This is a genomic window from Pseudomonas sp. MWU12-3088 (assembly GCF_023242405.1).
In the GTDB taxonomy this organism is placed as follows: Bacteria; Pseudomonadota; Gammaproteobacteria; order Pseudomonadales; family Pseudomonadaceae; genus Aquipseudomonas; species Aquipseudomonas kribbensis.
In genome coordinates this window covers 39,345-59,135 of sequence record NZ_JALJEA010000016.1, presented here as the reverse complement: position 1 = coordinate 59,135, position 19,791 = coordinate 39,345, and the positions used below count along the sequence as shown (strand labels likewise).

The following is a 19,791-nucleotide window of genomic DNA, read 5'->3' as shown; positions in this document are numbered from 1 at the left end:
CTCATGCGCCGGGAAAAGGGTTTTACCTTGCTCGAACTGATGGTGGTGATGGCGATCATCGCGACCCTGATGACCATCGCCTTGCCGCGTTATTTCAACAGCCTCGAAGCCTCGAAAGAGACCACGTTGCACCAGAGCCTGTCGGCCATGCGCGAGGCGCTGGATCACTACTACGGCGACACCGGGCGTTATCCCGATTCCATCGAGCAACTGGTCGAACAACGTTACCTGCGCAACGCGCCACTGGACCCGATCACCGAACGCAATGACCAGTGGGTGCTGGTCGCGCCGCCGGAAGGTGTGGCGGGTGGCGTGGCCGATATCAAGAGCGGTGCTACCGGGAGGGCGCGTGATGGCAGCCAGTATTCCGAGTGGTAAGCGCGCGGAGCAGGGCGGGTTCACCTACCTGGGCGTGCTGTTCCTGATCGTGATCATGGGCATGGGCCTGGCCAGTGCCGGCGAGTTGTGGTCGACGGTTTCGCGCCGTGATCGCGAGAAGCAACTGCTGTGGGTCGGCACCCAGTACGCCCAGGCGCTGCGCAGCTACTACCGCAGTTCGCCGGGGTTGGCGCAGTACCCGAAAGACCTGGCTGACCTGCTGCAGGACGAACGTTTTCCGGAACCCCGGCATCACCTGCGCCAGCTCTATCCGGACCCGATTGGCGGTGGCGAATGGGCACTGCAACGGGGCTTCGACGGGCGCATCACTGGTCTCAACAGCCCGTCCACCGAGGTGCCGTTGAAGCAGGCGGACTTCCCGTCGCAATGGTCGGATTTCGAAGGCATGCAGCGTTATTCGGACTGGCAGTTCGTGGCTGAAAAGGCCTTCCTCGATGGCACCGGCCCTGGCAATGGAACCCCGGTCAAAGGCCAGTCGGCCCTGCCGCAGGCATTGCAGCCATGAGCCGGCAATGGTGGTGCGCATTGATCCTCGCAGCCGTGGCGTCTTTCGCCAGCGCCGCCGAGGAAGACGAAATGATGGGCTTCATCGTCGACGACACGATCTCGCACATCGGCCACGACTTTTACTACTCGTTCAGTGAACGCCTGCGCGACACCAGCCCGATGGATTTCAACCTGGTGGTGCGCGAGCGCCCCGACGCGCGCTGGGGCAGCCTGGTGACCGTGGAATATCAGCAACGCCTGGTGTATCGGCGCTTCCTGCCGCCGAACACCGTAGAACTGAAGGACGAGGCCTACGAGGCCGCCGACTCGGTTCGACTGGAGGTCGTCCGGCGCAAGCTGGAAGCCTTGTTGCAGGACACCACCGACCTTGAGAAGGACGAACTATGAACACGACAACGTTCTCACGGCGCCGCGGATTCTGGATTCCGGGGTTGTTGATCGGGCTTGCCAGCGCCGCTGCCGTCCAGGCCACTGAACTGGTCTACACGCCGGTCAACCCGTCGTTCGGCGGCAACCCGCTCAACGGCACCTGGCTGCTCAACAACGCCCAGGCGCAAAACGATTTCGACGATCCGGACCTCAAGAAACGTTCGACGGTGGCCGGCACTTCGGCGCTCGAGCGCTTCACCAGTCAGTTGCAGTCGCGGCTGCTGGGGCAACTGCTGGACAACATCTCCACCGGCAACACGGGGAGCCTGTCCACCGACGCCTTCATCGTCAACGTCGTCGACGACTCGGGGGCACTGACCATTGAAGTGACCGACCGAGCGAGCGGGCAGGTTTCGGAAATTCAGGTGAACGGCCTCAACCCATGACGGGATGACGGTTCCGGGGAGTGCAGGACATGAAAAAAATAATAGCGCTAGGGCTGATGTTGGCGGCATTGCAAGGGTGTGGTCTGCGCGAGCCGATGCCGGCCGAGCAGGACACCGACACTCCGACCCTGACCCCCAGGGCCTCGACCTACTACGACTTGCTGAAAATGCCGCGACCCAAGGGCCGGCTGATGGCGGTGGTGTACGGCTTCCGTGACCAGACCGGGCAGTACAAACCGACCCCGGCCAGTTCGTTTTCCACCAGCGTCACCCAGGGCGCGGCGTCGATGTTGATGGACGCCTTGCAGGCCAGTGGCTGGTTTGTGGTGCTGGAGCGTGAAGGGCTGCAGAACCTGCTGACCGAACGCAAGATCATTCGCGCCTCGCAGAAGAAGCCGAATACGCCGGTGAACATCCAGGCCGAGCTGCCGCCGTTGCAGGCGGCGAACATGATGCTCGAGGGCGGGATCATCGCTTACGACACCAACGTGCGCAGCGGCGGGGAAGGGGCGCGGTATCTGGGGATCGATCTGTCCCGGGAGTACCGGGTGGATCAGGTGACGGTGAATTTGCGCGCGGTGGATGTTCGTAGCGGGCAGGTGTTGGCGAATGTGATGACCAGCAAGACGATTTATTCGGTGGCGCGCAGTGCCGGGGTGTTCAAGTTCATCGAGTTCAAGAAGTTGCTTGAGGCGGAGGCGGGGTACACGACTAACGAGCCGGCTCAGTTGTGTGTGTTGTCGGCGATCGAGGCGGCGGTGGGGCATTTGCTGGCGCAGGGGATTGAGCGGCGGTTGTGGCAGGTGGCGGGGGATAATTCTTCGCCTGCTGCGGATGAGACTTTGAATCGGTATTTGACCCAGAACAAGGTTGATCCTGAGGCTGAGTGAACTTGGCGGCCTTTGGGCCGACCAGGTTCTCTGGGTGGTTTGGGTGAATATCCGTTTCTTTGGGTGTTGCGGCTGGCGGTTTCGCCCTTACGGCGAGTCCCTTTTGCAAACGCCCAAAAGGAACCAAAACGCTGGGCCCCGGCGTTCGGCCCCTCGCTGGGGCTCGGGGTTCCTTCGCTCCGGGATTCATCCGGGGGCATCGCCTCCGGTTTGCTTCGCTGCACCTCCTCTCGATGTGTTCGACTTCGTCGAACGGCGCTGCGCGCCAACCCCCGGATAAATCCCTCCACTCAGCCTTCCGATGGGGCCGGCACGTCAAAAGCGGTACTCGAGCTAACGCTCATTGTGTTGAGTGGTGAGAAGCGGAAAGCAGAAAGCGGATTGCTTTTGCTTTGATCGTTCCCACGCTCTGCGTGGGAATGCAGCCCGGGACGCTCTGCGTTCCATTCTTGAATGTTTAAAAGTTGTGTCTGTTTTAACGATCCTTCCCACAAGGTTTTCAGGTTGTCCGTCGGAAGCGCGGGCTCTAGCCTGTTTGGGTCGCTGCCAATTCAGCGATCGGGTCTGGAAACCCGGATGTGCGAGAAAGCGAAATCGCTTTTCATAACGTATGCTTGCGCACCTTCATTGTGTGCACGCTGTTATGGCGGCTGTGCGCGGGAGACATTTATGTCTGCCGGGTCGCGTTCTCCCCGGATTTCCAGCCCGCGTACAGCTGTCACCCATTCTTCCTGGAAGTCGATTGGGCCGGCTGCAACCATCAATGAGGACGAAATGACCATGAAAAAACCAACACCCAACCCACCCGAAACCCAAGCCAGTCTCGAAACCGACCCAACCTCCCCATACACCTCCATCAACTCAAAAAAACTCCACGAAGCCGCCGAACGCGCCCTGGACCATTACCTTTGCCCCGGCGCCCACATCATGGGCAGCGTCAACGAACCCGCCCCGATGTACCTCGCCAACCCGGCTTACAACACCGAATCCCTGCTCGCCAACGCCTGCGAGTCCCTGGGCTCCGCCAGCGAAATGCTCAACAACTTCGCCGCCGCCCTCGACCCCGCCCACCGCAAGACCGCGCTGGGGATCGCGCAGATCCTCATGCTGAGTGAACTGGCCGTAAATCAGGCCTTGGATCACGTCGAGCTGAAGGACTGATCCATCCCCAATAAAAAACGCGACCCAGCAATGGGGTCGCGTTTTTCACATTCAAATTGGAGTCACCATGGATCCCTTGTTCTCCGAAATCGTTTCAGACTTCGAAAGCGAAGAGCAGGCCGCCAGCTACGACCGCTGGTTGATTGCCAAAGTACAGGCTTCAATCGATGACCCACGACCCAGCATTCCGAATGAGCAGGTGATGGCTGAAATGTCGGCCCTGATGGAGGACAAACGAAGAAAGCATGAGGCGGGGTGAGTGCTTTGCGTCAAGGTGAAAAGTAGAAAAGCGCAATGCCGGTTTTGGCTACTCTACTGCTTCCTGACGACTAACTATTTTTGAGGAGCGCATGGACCTTTCACCACCACTGGTAATCGACAGCGCTACCTATGCAGAATTCTTGGGCCTGTGGGAAATTGGCTCCTTTGATAATCAGCGATTGGGACAAGCCTTCTACAACCATTTCCGCCTCCATCGGTTAACCGATCAGGCTTTGTTGCATGGGCTTTACGAGGCAGACGGCAAGAAGGCTCGAGTCGCTATAAGTCGCATATTTAATCTCAATTAGCATCAGCCCTTTTGCGCATTGATTCCATTAAGGCATGTATCTCGGCCATCACCTGGTCATGCGGGATGTTCGGACGCGGATCATCGAGAGAGGCCTGTACTTCGGCCCTAAACCAACGATCATAACTAGCAGACTGTTCCTCAGGATCAAGATCCGAAACAACCGGGCACAGTGGGTCGATCATGGAACCTCCGGGTATCGCTGTCGTCGCTGTCTGGATGAATTGCATGTTGGCCAGGCTCCATGGGGATCAAGTTGTCCCGGCAAATCCTAGAGCCTGCACTTCCGACGGCCAACCGCCAGAATTCGTCAGAAAAGTCCCCGATTTTCTGAAAACGGTACGTTTTCCGTAGGACGCCACTCAAGCGTCAGCGCAAAAGAAACCGCGACCCCAAGAGATCGCGGTTTCCCGACACCCAACCCTTACTGCTGCAAAACCGTCGCCTGGTTAGCCGACCCGAACTGCTGAATATTCGCGGTCTGTGTCATCCCGCTCTGATCCACATTGGCAATGTTCCCGGTGCCGCCCTGGGTCACGTACGCCACGTTCATGGTGTCAGCCTGTTTGACCGTGATCATGTTGTCGCTGCCATACAGTTGCGCGGTGTACGCCTGGTTGCCGGTGCCGGACTGGTCGAACTCGGTGCTGTTGCCCGAGCCGTTCGAGGTGCCTTGGGCCAGGTTGGTGGTGCCGCGTTGATCGGAGATCAGGATGTTGTCGCTGCCGTTCTGGTCGAAGTACAGCTCGTTGTAGGAATCGGCCTGGCTGACCGTGGTCTTGTTGCCGGTCCCGGTCTGGTGGGTGGTCATGACGTGGCCGACGCCGTCCTGGGTGAAGCTGGCGATGTTGCCGTTGCCGGCCTGATTGATCGTCGCACGCTGGTTGCTGCCGAACTGGCCGCCGTGTTGCGGGCCTTTCCAGTTGCTGGCGTAGACCTTGTTGTCGTTGCCCACGGAGGTGGCGTTGAGTGTGTGGCCGTCGCCGCTCTGGTAGGTGTAGTGCACGTTGCCGTTGCCGACTTGATACAGCGCCAGGGTCGAGTTGACCGATTCGAACTGGTCGGCGTAGATGGCGTTGGTGTTGCCGACCTGGGTGACGGCGGCGGTGTTGTTTTCGCCGTAGCTCTGGTCGACTACGGTTTCGTTGCTGTCGCCGTACTGGTTGACGGTGGCCTGGCTGGCCAGTTGGGTGTCCTGCCAGATTTCGCTGCCGTTGAGGTTGCCGAACTGGTTGATGGTGATGTTGCCGCCGGTGCCGTTGCGTTGGTCGGCGTAGCCGTAGTTGTTTTCGCCGGCCTGGTTGATGCCGATCTGCCCGCCGTTGTGGGTGACCTGTTCGGCGGTGCCGTAGTTGGCGGTGCCGTATTGGGTGATCACCGAACTGTTGCCGCTGCCTTCGTACAGTTGCTCGATGTTGGCTTCGTTGCTGTCGCCGAACTGGAAGGTCTTGCCTTCGCTGCCGTTTTGTGAGTCCTGGTAGACGAACGAAAAGTTACCGGTGCCTTGCTGTTGTTGCAGGGCGGTGTTGGGTGAGCCGAAGCCCAGCGACTGGCTGGCGTGGGTGGTGTTGAAGGCGCCGGTCTGTTGCTGGGTGATGGTGCCGTTGTCTTCGTAAAGTTGTTCGGCGTACGCGGCGTTGTAGTCGCCGACCGCGTCCTGGGTGATGACGCTGCTGGCGGTGTCTTGCACGGCGGCGGCGTCGTTGCCCTGGCCCAGCTGGGTCTGGGTGGCGCTGCTGAACGGGGCCTGGGTCTGCTTCACATTGGCGATGTTGGCAGTACCGACCTGGTTCTGGGTGGACAGGCTGTCGTCGGCCATGGCCTGGGCACTGATCATGACCAGGATGGCGGCGGTGAGGGGCGTCAGTTTGAACATGATGAACTCTCCGATGATTGCAGTGCTTAGCGGTATTGCTTGACCGAAACGCTCATGCCGTTGCCCGACTGGGTCACGGCGCTTTGCAGCCCCGTGCCGGCCTGCTCGATGCTGGCGTCGTTGTTGTTGCCGTTTTGCGAAATCTGCGCGCGGTTGTGGCTGCCGTTCTGGGTGATGGATGCGGCGTTGCCGGAACCGTTTTGCGTGATCAACGCCATCAGGTCGCTGCCTTGTTGCAGGATGTACGCCTCTTGATTGCTGCCCGACTGCACGATCCGCCCGAGCAGCGACTGACCGTTCTGCGAAAGCAGCGCGAGGTTGGCCTGGCCGTTCTGGTCGATCAGGGCTTGCTGACCCACCGGGGGCGGCAGTTCGCCGAGGTCGGCGGAGGGCGCCAGGTCGTCGTTGTCCATCAGGTCGTCGGCGCACACGCCCGCACTGCCGCACAGGGCGAGCAGGCAAAGCAGGGCGGCGGTCGGCGTGTTCATGGCGTTGTCCTGTGGTGTGTCGTGTTGCGCAAACCTGAAATCGTGGCTGAGACCGGCCCCACCCACTCCGCGCCAAGCGGTGTGGGGCGGGTGGGGCGTAGGCTCAGAGGGTGGTCACCGAGATGGTGCGCACGGTGCCCTGGGACGAACGGATCGTGGCGGTCGGGTTGGCCGATGGCACCACCGTCGTGTTGTTGAGCGTCAGCCGCCAGCGTCCGGTGACCGGTACCGTCGTCGTGCCGAGCGTGACCAGCCCGGTCGGGGTGGTGACCTGCACGGTGATGGTGTTGCCGGTGGTCACCGACGAGGTGCCGGCGAAGTCCCAGTTGAAGCGGTTGCCGGAGCGGGCCTGCACGGTCGAGGTGGTGATCGTGAAGGTTTCCGCCGCTGGTCGTGGCGACACTTGCACGGTGACTGTGGCCGGCGTCGACAGGGCGCCGAAGCTGTCCCGGGCGATGTAGGTGAAGGTCGTGGTGAACGCGGTGGTCACGGTGGCCGGTGGGGTGTAGGTGATCACCGTACCGTCCGTGCTGACGGTGCCGCGTCCTGCCGGCGGCTGGGTCAGGCTGGCGACGCCAAGCGGCACGTTGCCTTCCGGATCGGTGTCGTTGGCCAGGACGTTGATCGGGATCGCGACACCCAACGTGGCGACACTGTCGGCGACGGCGGTCGGTGGCCGGTTCGGCGCGACGCTGATGGTCACCGTGGCCGGGTTCACCGAGGCCAGGCCTTTGCTGTCCTGGGCCTTGTAGGTGAAGGTCGTGGTCAGCGGTGCGTTGACCACGGCTGGCGGGGTGTAGACCACCGAGGTGGTGCCGTTCAGGGCAACGGTGCCCTGGCCGGCCGCCGGTTGGGTCAGTGCGGTGATGGTCAGCGGCACGTTGCCGTCCGGGTCGTTGTCGTTGGTCAGCACGTTGAGGGTGATCGGCACGCCGAAGCTGGTGCTGCCGGTGTCGGCGACGGACAGCGGCGCCTGGTTTTCACCGGTGTCCGGCGCGTTGCCAACCACCACGACCGGCTCGGTATCGCTGCCGCCGGCGGCGGATTTGACCGTGACGGTGGCAGGCGGCTGGGTCAGGTCGGCGACGGTGATTTTTTGCAGGGTGCCGGTCTTCGACAGGCGACCGTAACCTTGGGCGACCATGTCCGGCACGGCGACTTCATCGGTCGACGTGGCTTCGATCAGCAGGCTGTGATTGGCCCAGCTGTAGCGGGCGGTCTGGACTTTCACCACGTCGGTGAGCTTGGCCGAAACCGAGGTCGGACGGGTGGTGCCGGCCGGGTTGGTGGCGGTCACGACCACCACCGACGGCAAGGTGCCGTTGCCCAGGCGCTGGCCGAAGAACAGGCCATTGTTGTCACCCAACAGGCTGGTCTGGCACGGCGTCTTTGGTGGCCCAGGCAGCAACGCCAGGGTTTCGCGGAAACACAGGGTCGAGCTGCTTTCAGCCTTGGCGAACACTTCGGTACGCACACCGGCCGACGTCCGGCGATAGGTGGCGCGATCGAGGGCGACGTGGGTCTGTTGACGGTTGTCGAGGACCTTGCCGGCGACGGTGAACAGGGTGGTCTGAATCGAGCCCGCGCCCGAGGGACCGTCGATCCGCACGAAGTTGGTATTGAACGGGCTACCGGTCACCGCTTCGGTGAGGTTCGGGTCACCGACGAAGGTTTCGACGTTGCCGGTGTCCGGATTCACTTCGGTGTACGGCCCGTTGATGCTGCGCAGGAACGGCCCGATGGCGCCGTTGAGCGCGCCGCTGAAATTGCCCGGGGCTCCGATGCCGACGTCCTTGGTGATGTTGATCGCCCGCCGGCCTGGCGTGGTGACGGTGACCGTTTCCACGCCATACGGGTGGGTGATGGTGTAGGTGCCGGCCACGGGCACGTTCACCCGGATGCGGATCCGCGCAAAGCTCTGCTGATCACCGTCCACCGGGTTTCCCGAGGCGAAGGCCGCTTCGACCCCGGCCACATAAGCGTCCATCCCGAAACCGGCACCGTTGTTGGGGATGTTGGTTTCAGCCAGGAACCAGAAGGCTTCCGGTGGCCAGTTGTCGGGGAAGACCATCGGCAGCGTATCGTCGAAAATCCCCGGCTCCGGCAGCAGGGTGCACATGTACGCCGGCGGGGTGGCGGCCGGCACTCGCGAGCTGGCGGCGCGGGACTGGCAGAGTTCCATCGACAGCAGGTTGTTGTCCTGGTACCACATCGGGAATTTCCCGGTGGCGTAGGTATAAGGGCCGGGATCGACGGCGGCCAGTTGCGCGAACGCACTGCCGGTCAGCGAGATTGTCAGCCCGAGCGCGTTGAGCGCGAAGCGTGGCCACTTGTTCATGATGCCTCCTGATGCGGATCTGGGCATGTGAGCGTTCATTGCACGATGACCACTTCTTCGGTATCGCTGCCGCCGTTGGACGACGTCACCCGGACCCTGGCCGGTGGAATCGGCGAGATCCCGGTGGCCAGGGTTTTCACTGCGCCATCACCGCCGAGGGCTCCAATGGCGGCACCGGTGCCGGAGGTGGCGGTGAGCACCGGTGGCGAGGTTTCGTCACTGGTCGAGGCCACCACGGTCAGTTGCCCGGAACTCAGGCTGTACTCGGCGCGCTGGATCACCACCAGATCGGTCAGGGCCATGGGCAGGGTGGTCGGGGTGCTGCTGGCGATGGCCAGGTGGTTGTCGGCGGTCACTTGCAGGGTGGTCGGCAGGGTCGGGTTGACCTGCGATTGCGCGTACCAGCTGCCGGTGCTGTCGGCCTCTTTGAGGTTGAGCACCGGTGTGCTGCTGGTGACCGCGACGGTGGCCGGGGCCGGCGGGGCTTTGACGAAAACGTCCTGCTGGGCGACCGGGGCGCTGTCGCCGGGTTTGCGCGAGTAGGTACTGCGCTCGGTGATCAACGGCGTGGGTCGAACCACCGTCGACAACTTGCCCGAGACCGCAAACACCGTGGTGCGCAAATCGATACCGCCGGGGCCTTCGATGCGCAGGTAGTTGGTGTTGAACGGGCTGCCGGTCACGGCCTCTTCGAGGTTGGGGTCGCCGACGAACTGTTCGGCGCCGCCGCTCACCGGATTGGTTTCGGTGTAGGGCCCGTTGACGCTGCGCAAGAACGGCCCGACGTCACCCTTGAGCGCGCCGTCGTAGGTTTTCGGGCTGCCGATGCCGATGTCGCGGGTCATGTTGATCGCGCGACGACCGGGGGTGTCCACGTTGAACACTTCGACGCCGTAGGGGTGAGTGATCACGTAGGTGCCGGCGGTGGGCACATCGACCCGGATGCGGATGCGGGCGAAGCTGATCTGGTCGCCTTCCACGGGATCGCCACCACTGAACGCCGCTTCCACGGCCGAGCCGTAGGACAGGTTGATGCCCCGAGCCGCATCGACCACGGTGCCGTCGGCGGTGAACCAGAACGCTTCGTCGGGAAAATTGCCCGGGAAGACAATCGGCTGGGTGTCGTCGAACACGCCGGGCGCAGGGATCAGCGAGCACATGTACGAAGGCGCGCCGGGCGTACTCGGCACCCGCGAGCTGAGCGCTTTGGACAGGCACAGGTCCAGGGTGCGTCCGTGGGTGTCCTGATACCAGCTGGCAAATCCGCCGGTCGCCGGGGCATAGGGTCCGGGATCGACGGCGAACAGAGCGGCCTGGGCAATGCCCTGGGCCAGGGCGCTCACGACCAGGACGGTCGCGGTTTTGGACAGTAAAGGGTGCATGAGTTAATCCCTCTATCGAAGTGCCTGCCCCTTGGGGGTGGGTCAGTTGCAGAGGGGCTTTACAACTTCCATACCAACGGCCGGGCAACGGGCCGCAGAGGCCCATGGTGCAAGGGTTTGCGAGTGAGAAGGGGAATTTTTTGCAGCGCGGGCAGCGGGCGACAGTCCCCAGGATTGGGGATTGTGGGGATCCATCCGTCAACCCGAACTGTGGGAGCGAGCCTGCTCGCGATGAGGCCGGCACATTTAACATCACCTGGGCAGACACACCGTCATCGCGAGCAGGCTCGCTCCCACAGGGTTTTGTGGTTATCCGGGGGGCTTGTGGGGCACCCGCATCCGGGCAATCACCCAACCGTGGGCTATAACCCTATAGGGACGTATCGGGAAGTCGCCGTCATGAACATGCAGTCAAAAACGCTACCCGTCGAGGAGAGCAGTCTGCGGCTGGGCTCGCGCAAGCAGCCGTTCAATCTGCTGCGCTGGTTTTCGTTGATCAGCATGGCGGTGATCGGCACGGTGGCCGTGGCGCTCGGCACGGTGTCGACGCGTTTCGTGATCGAAGAAAGCGTTCAGCGCGATGCCTTGCTCACGGCACAGTTCATTCAGGCCATCGCTTCGGCGGAGGTGCGCCACGTTTCGATTCCCAATATCCGCACCATGGGCGACTTGCTGGACCCGCGCCAGGACCGGGACTTTCCCGACGTCGATCCGGCGGCCCGGGCCAGCGCCCGGGGCGAATTTCTCGATCACATCGAGCATCTGCCGGACGTGATCCTCGCCAACGTTTACGCACCGGATCGCCTGGTGATCTGGTCGACCAATCCTGCACTGGTCAACACCCGCATCCACGCCGATGAAGACCTTGATCGTGCATTCAGCGAGAAGATTCCGGTGTCGGCCAGTTATCACAACGTCGACAAGGGCCGTGAAGAGCAGAAGTTTGTGGTGCCGCCGGATTACATCTTCATCGAGAACTACATTCCGCTGTTCGACGCCGACGGCAAGAACGTCACGGCGATGGTCGAGATCTACAAGGAACCCAAGGACCTGATCGCCCGCATGGAACGGGGGTTGACCCTGATATGGCTGGCTACCGCGCTGGGCGGCGGGCTGATTTATCTGGGGCTGTACTGGATCGTGCGGCGGGCGGCGATCCTGCTGGCGGTGCAGCAGAAGCAACTGATTGCCAATGAAACCTTTGTCGCACTGGGCGAGATGTCCTCGGCGGTGGCGCACAGCCTGCGCAACCCGCTGGCGACCATCCGTTCCAGCGCCGAACTGGCCCTGGAATTCGACGCGGGACCGGCGCAGAAGAACATCAAGGACATCATCGGTCAGGTCGATCGCATGTCGAAGTGGGTGCGCGAACTGCTGCAGTCACTGCGACCGCTCAACGACGAACCGGAGCCAGTGAACCTGGTGGCGGCGTTGCACGAAAGTCTGGTGGCGTTCGAACAACAGATCGCCAAAAACGCGGTGCACGTGGTGTTTCATCCGCAGCAGACGCCGATGGTGCTGAGCCAGCCGGTACAACTGACGCAAATCCTCAACAGCCTGCTGGCCAACGCACTGGAAGCCATGGACAAGGGCGGCACGCTGACCATTACGCTCGAACCCACAAACAACGGCGGCGTCAGCGTCATGCTCAGTGACACTGGCAAAGGCATGAACGAAGAACAGCGCAGCATGGCCTTCCGGCCGTTCTTCACCACCAAGCAGGGCGGCCTTGGCGTAGGGCTGGTGCTGGTCAAACGGATCATGGAGCGTTTCGGCGGCGGCGTGACCCTGGACAGCCGCGAAGGCGAGGGCACCACCGTTCGTCTGGCGTTTCAGCTCATCCAGTAAATGGGGTGAACTTTCCCCCAGGAGCGGGTGTCAGGCCCCGGTCACCGGGGAGTGGGGAATCCAACAGCGCCTGTAACAGCTTGTTTCAGCGGGTATTAATACTTTGGCGAGCTAATTGCAAAACACCATCACCCCTTCCTTAGATGAGGCGGCTGGTGATGGACAGAACAACGCGTGACCCCAAAAAGCTGTTTCTGCTGACGCCTTTGAGCGTCTTTCTGATGTTGGCCCTGGGCAACATGGCCGGAGTCCGAGCGAGCCCGATCGACGACGAGAACCAGCCGGAAGCCTCCGACCCGTCGGCGTACTACGACGAGCCGGCGGATGAACCGGCGGCCCTCAACGCCATCTTGACCATGCCCGAGGCCAACGAAGACTCCTTCGATCTGCCCGACGGGGTGAAAGGCACGCGCAACACCACCCGTTCGGAAAACATCCTGCCACCGACCGTGCAGACCAGTTTCAACTACCCCACCAACGGCAAGCCGAGCCCGCTGTTTGGCGCTCAACCGTTTACCCAGCAAATCGTCCTGTTCGAAGAGTTCGGCCCGGAAAAACTCGACCCGACCACTCCGGCCGCGCCGTTGGGTTTTCCGCCTGCGGCCATCGGCCCGGCGCCGGCCCAGGACCCGAACAGTGTCGCCCGCAGTGCGCCACCGGGCACCGCGCTGGATGCGTTCCTGCGGCAACCGGGGCTGACACCGTTCCCGAGCCAGTTCTCCAACGTCGTCGACCGCAACCCGTGGCAGTCACAGATCGAGTTGTTCCTCAACCGCCACATCGGTTCGTCCGCCGAAGGCCGGCCACCGGGAAAAGGCTGGGCCCACCAACGCTGGAACGAGTTCTACCCGCAAGTCGCCTACAAGACCGTGCAGACCGGCGCGCGTGTGAACGGCGGCCTGCGTGATAGCCGGCAGATGCACGGTTATGCCGTCGGCGAGTTCGGCCCCGGTGGTCTGTACCACAACGTCGCTGGCGTGCCGGCGACGGATGGCACGGCCAAGGGCGTCGATGCGCGTTTCCACCCGGCGATGCCGGTGCAGAACCACAACTCGGTGTGGACCTTCGACGGCACGCTGCCGCCGAAACTGCTGATGGTGCGCTACGGGCAACCGGTGATGATGCGTCACTACAACGGCCTGCCGATCGATCCGTCGGCCAACCGTGGCTTCGGCCTGCACACCATCACCACCCACGAACATAACGGCCACGCACCGGCGGAAAGCGACGGCTATGCCAACGCGTTTTTCTTCCCCGGCCAGTACTACGACTATCGCTGGCCGATCCAGCTCGCCGGTTACGACAGCATCAACACCAAGGCCGAGGATCCGCGCGCGGCGTTCCCGTGCGCGCCAGGGGAAACCCTGTGGGTCAACGACATGCAGCCTGCGAAGAAGACCTGCGACCACGGCACCATCAAGATCCGTGGCGACTGGCGCGAAACCATGAGCACCCACTGGTTCCACGACCACATGCTCGATTTCACCGCGCAGAACGTCTACAAGGGCAACGCGGCGATGATGAACTACTACAGCGCCCTGGATCGCGGCAACGAATCGGTGAACGACGGGGTCAATCTGCGTTTCCCCAGCGGCAGCGCCTTGCCGTGGGGCAACCGTGACTACGACGTCAACCTGGTGTTCGCCGACAAGGCCTGGGATCAGGAAGGCCAGTTGTGGTTCAACCCGTTCAACACCGACGGCTTCATCGGCGATCAGGTGCTGGTCAACTGGCAATGGAAACCGACCCTCGACGTGCGCGCCCGCAGTTACCGGTTCCGCATCCTCAACGGTTCGGTCTCGCGCTACTTCAAGCTCGCGCTGGTTCGCGAAATCAAAGGCACCAGCGGTGAATTCCAGGGGCCGAAGAACTCTGGCGTTTCCTACAGCCGCGTGCCGTTCCACATGATCGCCAACGACGGCAACATCATGGAGCACAGCGTGCCGTTCGACGGCTCGATGGATCTGGATGCCGACGGCGACAAACAGAACCACAACGCGATCCTGCCGACCCAGGGCATCGCCGAGCGGTTCGACATCATCGTCAACTTCTCGAAAAACGGCATCAAACCCGGCGACAAACTGTTCTTCGTCAACCTCCAGGCCCAGGACGACGGCAAAGGCCCGAAAGAGACGATCTCGCTGTCCGACGTGCTCTCCGAGAAGTACCTGGCGGTGATCAAGCAGACCAGCAAGGGCCCGCAATGGGACAAGGGCGATCCGGCGGTGGGCAAGGTCTTGCAGCTCAACGTCAAGCCTTTCACCGGGCAGGACCTGGCCATGGACCCGGCAGCTTACGAGCCGGCCAAACCGGGCAAGGCTGAAGGCATGGTGATGATCCCGCTGAAGATCCACCGCGACAACGCCGCCGACAAGGCGCTGCTGGCCAACGCCCGTCACCGGACTTTCACCTTCGGCCGCAGCGACGGCACCGATGAAGCACCGTGGACGGTCAAGACCGATGGCGGCTTTGGTTTCCACATGGACCCACGCCGGTTGAACGCGTCAACGAAACTGGCCAGCGGCCCGACCGATGCAGGCACTGCCGGTTTCGGTACCCTGGAGGTGTGGAACATCAAACTCGGCGGCAAGGGCTGGAGCCATCCGGTGCACGTGCACTTCGAGGAAGGGATCATCCTCAGCCGTGGCGGCAAGGCCCCGCCCGAGTGGGAAAAATGGGCGCGCAAAGACGTCTATCGCATCGGCTCCGAAGCCGACGGGCTGGACAGCGTGGAAATGGCTATCAACTTCCGCGAGTTTGCCGGGACCTACATGGAGCACTGTCACAACACCCAGCATGAGGACAACTCGATGCTGCTGCGTTGGGACCTCGAGAAACCCGGGCAACTGCAGTTGATGCCGACTCCGCTGCCGAGCTGGGATGGCGTGCGCTACGTCAACTCCGCCGCGCTGCCAACCTTCCGCGCTGGCGATGGCTTCGGCCCGCAAGTGACCGTGAAAAAATGAGAAGGGAGGGAGCCGACATGACCCGGCCAACGCCGCGCTCCCGCGCCCTCGGCATGCACTTGATCCTGGTGCTGGTCACCTGCCTGCTCGGCAGTCAGGTGCTCATCGCCCATCAAGCGCTGCCCGAAGGCGCCAGCGAATCCGCCACCCCCTGGGGTGGCGACTATTTCCCCAACACTCTGCTGACCGATCAGGACGGCAAGCGGGTGCGCTTTTTCGATGACCTGATCAAAGACAAGGTGGTGGTGATCAACTTCATCTTCACCTCGTGCAGTGACTCCTGCCCACTGGAAACCGCACGCCTGCGTCAGGTGCAGAAACTGCTGGGTGATCGGGTCGGACAGGACATCTTTTTCTACTCGATCAGCATCGATCCGCTGAGTGACACACCCGAGGTGCTCAAGGCCTATGCGCAACGCTTCAAGGTCGGCCCCGGCTGGAAATTCCTCACCGGCGAGTTCGAAGATGTCACCGACCTGCGCAAGAAACTCGGGCTGTTCATCGAGGGCGTCGACAACGGCCGCACCAAGGATCACAACCTGAGCCTGATCGTCGGCAACCAGAGCACCGGGCGCTGGATGAAAGCCTCGCCGTTCGAGAACCCGTGGATCCTCGCCGATCAGCTGGCCAACACCTTGCAGAACTGGAAGCAGCCGAGCATCGAGCAAAGCTACGCCAATGCGCCGGAAATCCGCCCGCCGAGCAATGGTGAAGAACTGTTCCGCACCCGTTGCGCCTCCTGCCACAGCCTCGGCCCGCAGGACGGTGAAGGCATCGGCATGCGCAATATCGGCCCGGACCTGATCGGCGTGACCCGCCAGCGTGACCCGGCCTGGCTCAACCGCTGGATCCGCGAGCCGGATCGGGTACTGGCAGAAAAAGACCCGATTGCGCTGCAACTGTTCGAACAATACGAGCGGATTCCGATGCCCAATCTGCGCCTCGACGAACAGTCGGCGCAGTCGATCATCGACTTTCTGCGCGATGAAACCGAGCGTCAGCACCCGACCACGCAGCCCTTGGCTGACGGGGCGTTGACGCCAACCCGTGCGGCCGCTAGCAGCGAAACGGTGAGCCGTATGCGCTAGCGACCAAATAGCGACTTTGAGTCCTGTATTGCGGTGATAGCCACCTACACTCACTCGTGAGGTGGCTGTAACCGGTTCGATACAAAAAAAACGCCAGGGCACCCCCATGCAACGACTGGAAGAACAACAAACACCGGCGCCAAACGTCGCGGCAGCCGCCATCAAGGGTTGGGGCGCGCAGTTCAATCTATTGCGCTGGTTCTCGCTGGCGAGTTTTTTCATTATTGCCGCCGTGGCGCTGGGGCTGGGTTATATCTCCACGCGTTTTGTGGTCACCGAAAGCGTCGAGCGCGATGCGCTGCTCACCGCGCAATTCGTCCAGGCCATCGGCGATGCGGAAATGCGCCATGCCGGCATCACGCCGCTGCGCACCATGGGTGAAATGCTCGACCCGCGCCAGGACGAAAACTTTCCCGACGTCGATCCGCTGGCCCATGGCGCGGCCCGGGCCGAGTTTCTCGATCACGTCGAACACTTGCCGGATGTGCTGCTGGCGACGGTCTATGCGCTGGATCGTTCGGTGATCTGGTCGACCAACCCGGAACTCATTGGCGTCAAGTTCGAGGACGATGACGAGCTGGACGAGTCGTTCGAAATGAAAGTGCCGGTGTCCTCCAGCTATCACAAGATCGACGACGAGAAGCCCGAACAGAAACTCTCCCGCGAACCCAAATACCTGTTCATCGAGAACTACATCCCGATGTTCAACGCCGATAAAAGCAAAGTCATCGCCATGGTCGAGATCTACAAGGAACCGGCGGATCTGGTGGATCGCATCGACCGCGGATTTGCCTCGATCTGGGCGGCGACGATTCTCGGCGGGGCGGCGATTTACCTGGGCCTTTTCTGGATCGTGCGGCGCGCCTCGACCCTGCTGCACAGCCAGCAACAGCAACTGATCAGCAACGAAACCTTCGTGGCGCTGGGGGAGATGTCCTCGGCGGTGGCCCACAGCCTGCGTAATCCGCTGGCAACCATTCGCTCCAGTGCCGAACTGGCTCAGGAAGTGGCCAGCCAGAGCGCCCAGCGCAACATCGGCGACATCATCAGTCAGGTGGACCGCATGTCGCGCTGGGTCCGGGAGTTGCTGGTTTCGTTGCGGCCGATGAGTGACGACGGCGAGGCGCTGGCACTGCGCGCCGCCGTGGAAGACTCGCTCGGCGCGTTCGAGGCGCTGATCCGGCGCAACGGTGTCGAGGTGCGATTCAACCTGCAGGACTGTCCGCCGGTGGTCAGTCACAAAGTACTGCTGACGCAGATTCTCAATAGCCTGTTTGCCAACGCCCTGGAGGCCATGCCCAAGGGCGGCGTGCTGAGTGTCGAGATTGAGGCACCCCATGCCGGCCAGGTCTGCATGACGGTGGGTGACACCGGCAAAGGCATGAACGCGCAGCAGCAACAACTGGTGTTCAAACCGTTTTTCACCACCAAGCAGGGCGGCCTCGGGGTTGGCCTGGCACTGGTCAAAAGAATCATGGAGCGCTTTCAGGGCTCGGTCGTGCTGACCAGCCGCGAGCAGGAAGGAACCCGCGTCAGTCTCAACTTTAAAGTGGCATCGGGAGGGGAATATGGAACACAGCATTCTGCTGGTCGAGGATGACGAACTGTTGGCCGACAATATTCAGACCTACCTGGAGCGCAAAGACTTCGAGGTGACGGTCTGCCATTCGGCTGAAGACGCGCTGGGGCAACTGGAAAGCTTCATGCCGGACATCGTGCTGACCGACAACTCGCTGCCGGGCATGAGCGGTCACGACCTGATCCAGAAGCTGCGCATCAGCGCGCCGGATCTGAAAGTGATCATGATGACCGGTTACGGCAACGTCGAAGACGCGGTGGTCGCGATGAAGGAGGGCGCCTTTCATTACGTCACCAAACCGGTTGCATTGCCGGAGCTCAAGTTGCTGCTGGACAAGGCCCTGGCCACTGAGCGGATGGAGCGCACGCTGTCGTTCTATCAGGAACGCGAGGCGCAAAAGTCCGGGGTGCAGGCGCTGATCGGCGAATCAGAGCCGATGCTGCATCTGAAGAACACCATCGGCCAGTTGCTCGAAGCCGAGCGGCGCATGACCGGTGGTGACCTGCCGCCGGTGCTGGTGGAAGGTGAGACCGGTACCGGCAAGGAGCTGGTGGCCCGTGCGCTGCATTTCGATGGCGTACGCAGCAAAGGCCCGTTCATTGAATTCAACTGCGCGTCGATCCCCGCCAACCTGGTGGAATCGGAGCTGTTCGGTCATGAGAAAGGTGCGTTCACCGATGCCAAGGATCGCCGCGTCGGGCTGGTGGAAGCGGCGGACGGCGGCACGCTGTTCCTCGACGAAATCGGCGAGATGGACCTGGTGCTGCAGGCCAAACTGCTCAAGCTGCTGGAGGACCGCACCATTCGCCGGGTCGGCTCGGTGAAGGAGCGCAAGGTCAATCTGCGGGTGATCAGCGCCACCAACTGCAACCTCGAACAAATGGTCCAGCAGGGCAAGTTTCGCCGCGATCTGTTCTTTCGCCTGCGGATCATCTCGATCAAGGTGCCGCGCCTGTATGCCCGGGGCGACGACGCGCTGCTGCTGGCCCGGCATTTTCTCGCCAGCCACGGCAAGCGCTACGGCAAGCCCAACCTGCATTTCAGCCAGCAAGCCGAAGATTTGCTGCTCAATTACACCTGGCCGGGCAACGTGCGCGAACTGCGCAACATGCTCGAACAGACCGTGTTGCTGGCGCCGAACGACACCATCGCCGCGCACCAGTTGAACGTGTGCATGAGCCTGGTGGACGAACCGTCGCTGCATCAACATCACGAGGTGCCGCACTTCGAACCGCGCCCGGCGAGCAACACCGAGTCGATGAACCTGCCGGAAGTCGAGCGCGACATGGTGCGCAAGATGCTCGACAAGACCGACTGGAACGTCACCAAGTCCGCCCGCTTGCTGGGCCTGAGCCGCGACATGCTGCGCTATCGCATCGAGAAGCTTGGCCTGGCGCGACCGGACAAGCGTCAGTGGTAAACCGCGTTGGTTCGTGGGTTCGGCGGGCTCAGGCACTCCAGCAGGCACGTCGGGTCCAGCACCTCGTCATTGACGTAGATGCCGCGCTCGGCATCGTAGGTGCGGATAAACACCCTCACCGTCGCATCGGCCACGGTCGGCAACTGTGAGTCATGGAACACGTGGCGATCCGGGATGACGATGAAATCCTGTGGCGGCGTGTCATCGAACGCTCGCGGCGGCTGCGCATACAGCGAAGGCGGAGCAGGGTGGGCGAAGGGCTGGTCGGCCCCGTAGTAATTGAAGTTGCTGTCGAGGGCTTGTGCCTGAGCGGCGGCGAGTAGACAGACGCAAAACAGCAGCCGATTGAACGTTTGCATGGCGGCACCTGTGGAAGCGGTTTTCCCCAAGGCTATTAACTATAGCCGCCCGTTGGCTTACAAGTTCGCAACAACCTGGATCGGCAGGCTCAACTAGACTCGGGCCG

General features: G+C 62.1%; 19 protein-coding genes. 13 read left to right on the top strand and 6 right to left on the bottom strand.

The genetic code is table 11. The annotated features are described in order from the left end of the window. Nucleotides 1-3: 3 nt before the first annotated feature. From M5B98_RS27130 to M5B98_RS27095, 8 genes are all read left to right on the top strand, one after another. Entirely contained in the window at nucleotides 4-378 is a 375-nt protein-coding gene (locus tag M5B98_RS27130) for a type II secretion system protein (RefSeq protein WP_096821322.1), read from the top strand. After that, nucleotides 353-904 carry a type II secretion system protein gene (locus M5B98_RS27125; protein WP_248744528.1) on the top strand — a complete coding sequence of 184 codons (552 nt, stop codon included), beginning with the start codon at nucleotides 353-355 and terminating at the stop codon, nucleotides 902-904. The genes M5B98_RS27130 and M5B98_RS27125 overlap by 26 nt, the downstream gene beginning before the upstream one ends. Next, the gene (gene csgE / locus M5B98_RS27120) at nucleotides 901-1,293 is read left to right on the top strand and encodes a curli production assembly/transport protein CsgE (protein ID WP_248744527.1); all 393 of its coding nucleotides are present in this window, start codon (nucleotides 901-903) and stop codon (nucleotides 1,291-1,293) included. The genes M5B98_RS27125 and csgE overlap by 4 nt, the downstream gene beginning before the upstream one ends. After that, a complete protein-coding gene (locus M5B98_RS27115; protein ID WP_248744526.1) occupies nucleotides 1,290-1,721 on the top strand; it encodes a curli assembly protein CsgF in 432 nt (143 codons plus the stop codon). The genes csgE and M5B98_RS27115 overlap by 4 nt, the downstream gene beginning before the upstream one ends. Before the next feature lie 29 nt (nucleotides 1,722-1,750). Then, nucleotides 1,751-2,611, top strand: coding sequence for a CsgG/HfaB family protein (locus tag M5B98_RS27110; protein WP_248744525.1), 861 nt, complete (start codon nucleotides 1,751-1,753; stop codon nucleotides 2,609-2,611). Between the two features lie 780 nt (nucleotides 2,612-3,391). Continuing rightward, nucleotides 3,392-3,772 (top strand): DUF6124 family protein, encoded by a 381-nt coding sequence (locus M5B98_RS27105; RefSeq protein ID WP_248744524.1) that lies wholly within the window; start codon nucleotides 3,392-3,394, stop codon nucleotides 3,770-3,772. 67 nt (nucleotides 3,773-3,839) lie between these two features. Continuing rightward, nucleotides 3,840-4,031, top strand: a complete 192-nt coding sequence (locus tag M5B98_RS27100) for an antitoxin (RefSeq protein ID WP_248744523.1) — start codon at nucleotides 3,840-3,842, stop codon at nucleotides 4,029-4,031. Between the two features lie 91 nt (nucleotides 4,032-4,122). Further along, entirely contained in the window at nucleotides 4,123-4,341 is a 219-nt protein-coding gene (locus M5B98_RS27095; protein ID WP_248744522.1) for a hypothetical protein, read from the top strand. On the opposite strand, the gene M5B98_RS27090 is transcribed toward M5B98_RS27095, so the two are convergent. The 5 genes from M5B98_RS27090 to M5B98_RS27070 form a co-directional block, all read right to left on the bottom strand. Continuing rightward, on the bottom strand, nucleotides 4,334-4,525 hold the full coding sequence (locus tag M5B98_RS27090; protein WP_096821372.1) for an antitoxin: 192 nt from the start codon (nucleotides 4,523-4,525) through the stop codon (nucleotides 4,334-4,336). The two genes, M5B98_RS27095 and M5B98_RS27090, sit on opposite strands and share 8 nt — an antisense overlap. 239 nt (nucleotides 4,526-4,764) lie before the next feature. Next, on the bottom strand, nucleotides 4,765-6,216 hold the full coding sequence (locus tag M5B98_RS27085; protein ID WP_248744521.1) for a curlin: 1,452 nt from the start codon (nucleotides 6,214-6,216) through the stop codon (nucleotides 4,765-4,767). A gap of 26 nt (nucleotides 6,217-6,242) precedes the next feature. After that, nucleotides 6,243-6,704 (bottom strand): curlin, encoded by a 462-nt coding sequence (locus M5B98_RS27080; protein ID WP_248744520.1) that lies wholly within the window; start codon nucleotides 6,702-6,704, stop codon nucleotides 6,243-6,245. A 103-nt stretch (nucleotides 6,705-6,807) separates the two neighbouring features. Further along, nucleotides 6,808-9,042, bottom strand: a complete 2,235-nt coding sequence (locus M5B98_RS27075; RefSeq protein ID WP_248744519.1) for an Ig-like domain-containing protein — start codon at nucleotides 9,040-9,042, stop codon at nucleotides 6,808-6,810. Between the two features lie 35 nt (nucleotides 9,043-9,077). Beyond that, complete coding sequence (locus M5B98_RS27070) at nucleotides 9,078-10,424, bottom strand: hypothetical protein (protein WP_248744518.1); 1,347 nt, start codon at nucleotides 10,422-10,424, stop codon at nucleotides 9,078-9,080. Nucleotides 10,425-10,823: 399 nt separating this feature from the next. Here M5B98_RS27070 and M5B98_RS27065 point away from each other — a divergent pair, with 399 nt between their 5' ends. From M5B98_RS27065 to M5B98_RS27045, 5 genes are all read left to right on the top strand, one after another. Continuing rightward, the gene (locus M5B98_RS27065; protein WP_134826198.1) at nucleotides 10,824-12,272 is read left to right on the top strand and encodes an ATP-binding protein; all 1,449 of its coding nucleotides are present in this window, start codon (nucleotides 10,824-10,826) and stop codon (nucleotides 12,270-12,272) included. Between the two features lie 158 nt (nucleotides 12,273-12,430). Further along, nucleotides 12,431-15,238, top strand: coding sequence for a multicopper oxidase domain-containing protein (locus M5B98_RS27060; RefSeq protein ID WP_248744517.1), 2,808 nt, complete (start codon nucleotides 12,431-12,433; stop codon nucleotides 15,236-15,238). Between the two features lie 17 nt (nucleotides 15,239-15,255). Further along, a complete protein-coding gene (locus M5B98_RS27055) occupies nucleotides 15,256-16,326 on the top strand; it encodes an SCO family protein (protein WP_248744516.1) in 1,071 nt (356 codons plus the stop codon). Nucleotides 16,327-16,432: 106 nt separating this feature from the next. Further along, nucleotides 16,433-17,926: an ATP-binding protein gene (locus M5B98_RS27050; protein ID WP_248744515.1), complete on the top strand. Its 1,494-nt coding sequence runs from the start codon at nucleotides 16,433-16,435 to the stop codon at nucleotides 17,924-17,926. Continuing rightward, nucleotides 17,895-19,325, top strand: coding sequence for a sigma-54-dependent transcriptional regulator (locus tag M5B98_RS27045; protein WP_248744514.1), 1,431 nt, complete (start codon nucleotides 17,895-17,897; stop codon nucleotides 19,323-19,325). Before M5B98_RS27050 ends, M5B98_RS27045 begins: the two co-directional genes overlap by 32 nt. Here M5B98_RS27045 and M5B98_RS27040 read toward each other — a convergent pair. Further along, on the bottom strand, nucleotides 19,316-19,684 hold the full coding sequence (locus tag M5B98_RS27040; RefSeq protein WP_248744513.1) for a hypothetical protein: 369 nt from the start codon (nucleotides 19,682-19,684) through the stop codon (nucleotides 19,316-19,318). The genes M5B98_RS27045 and M5B98_RS27040 overlap by 10 nt on opposite strands. Nucleotides 19,685-19,791: the final 107 nt, after the last annotated feature.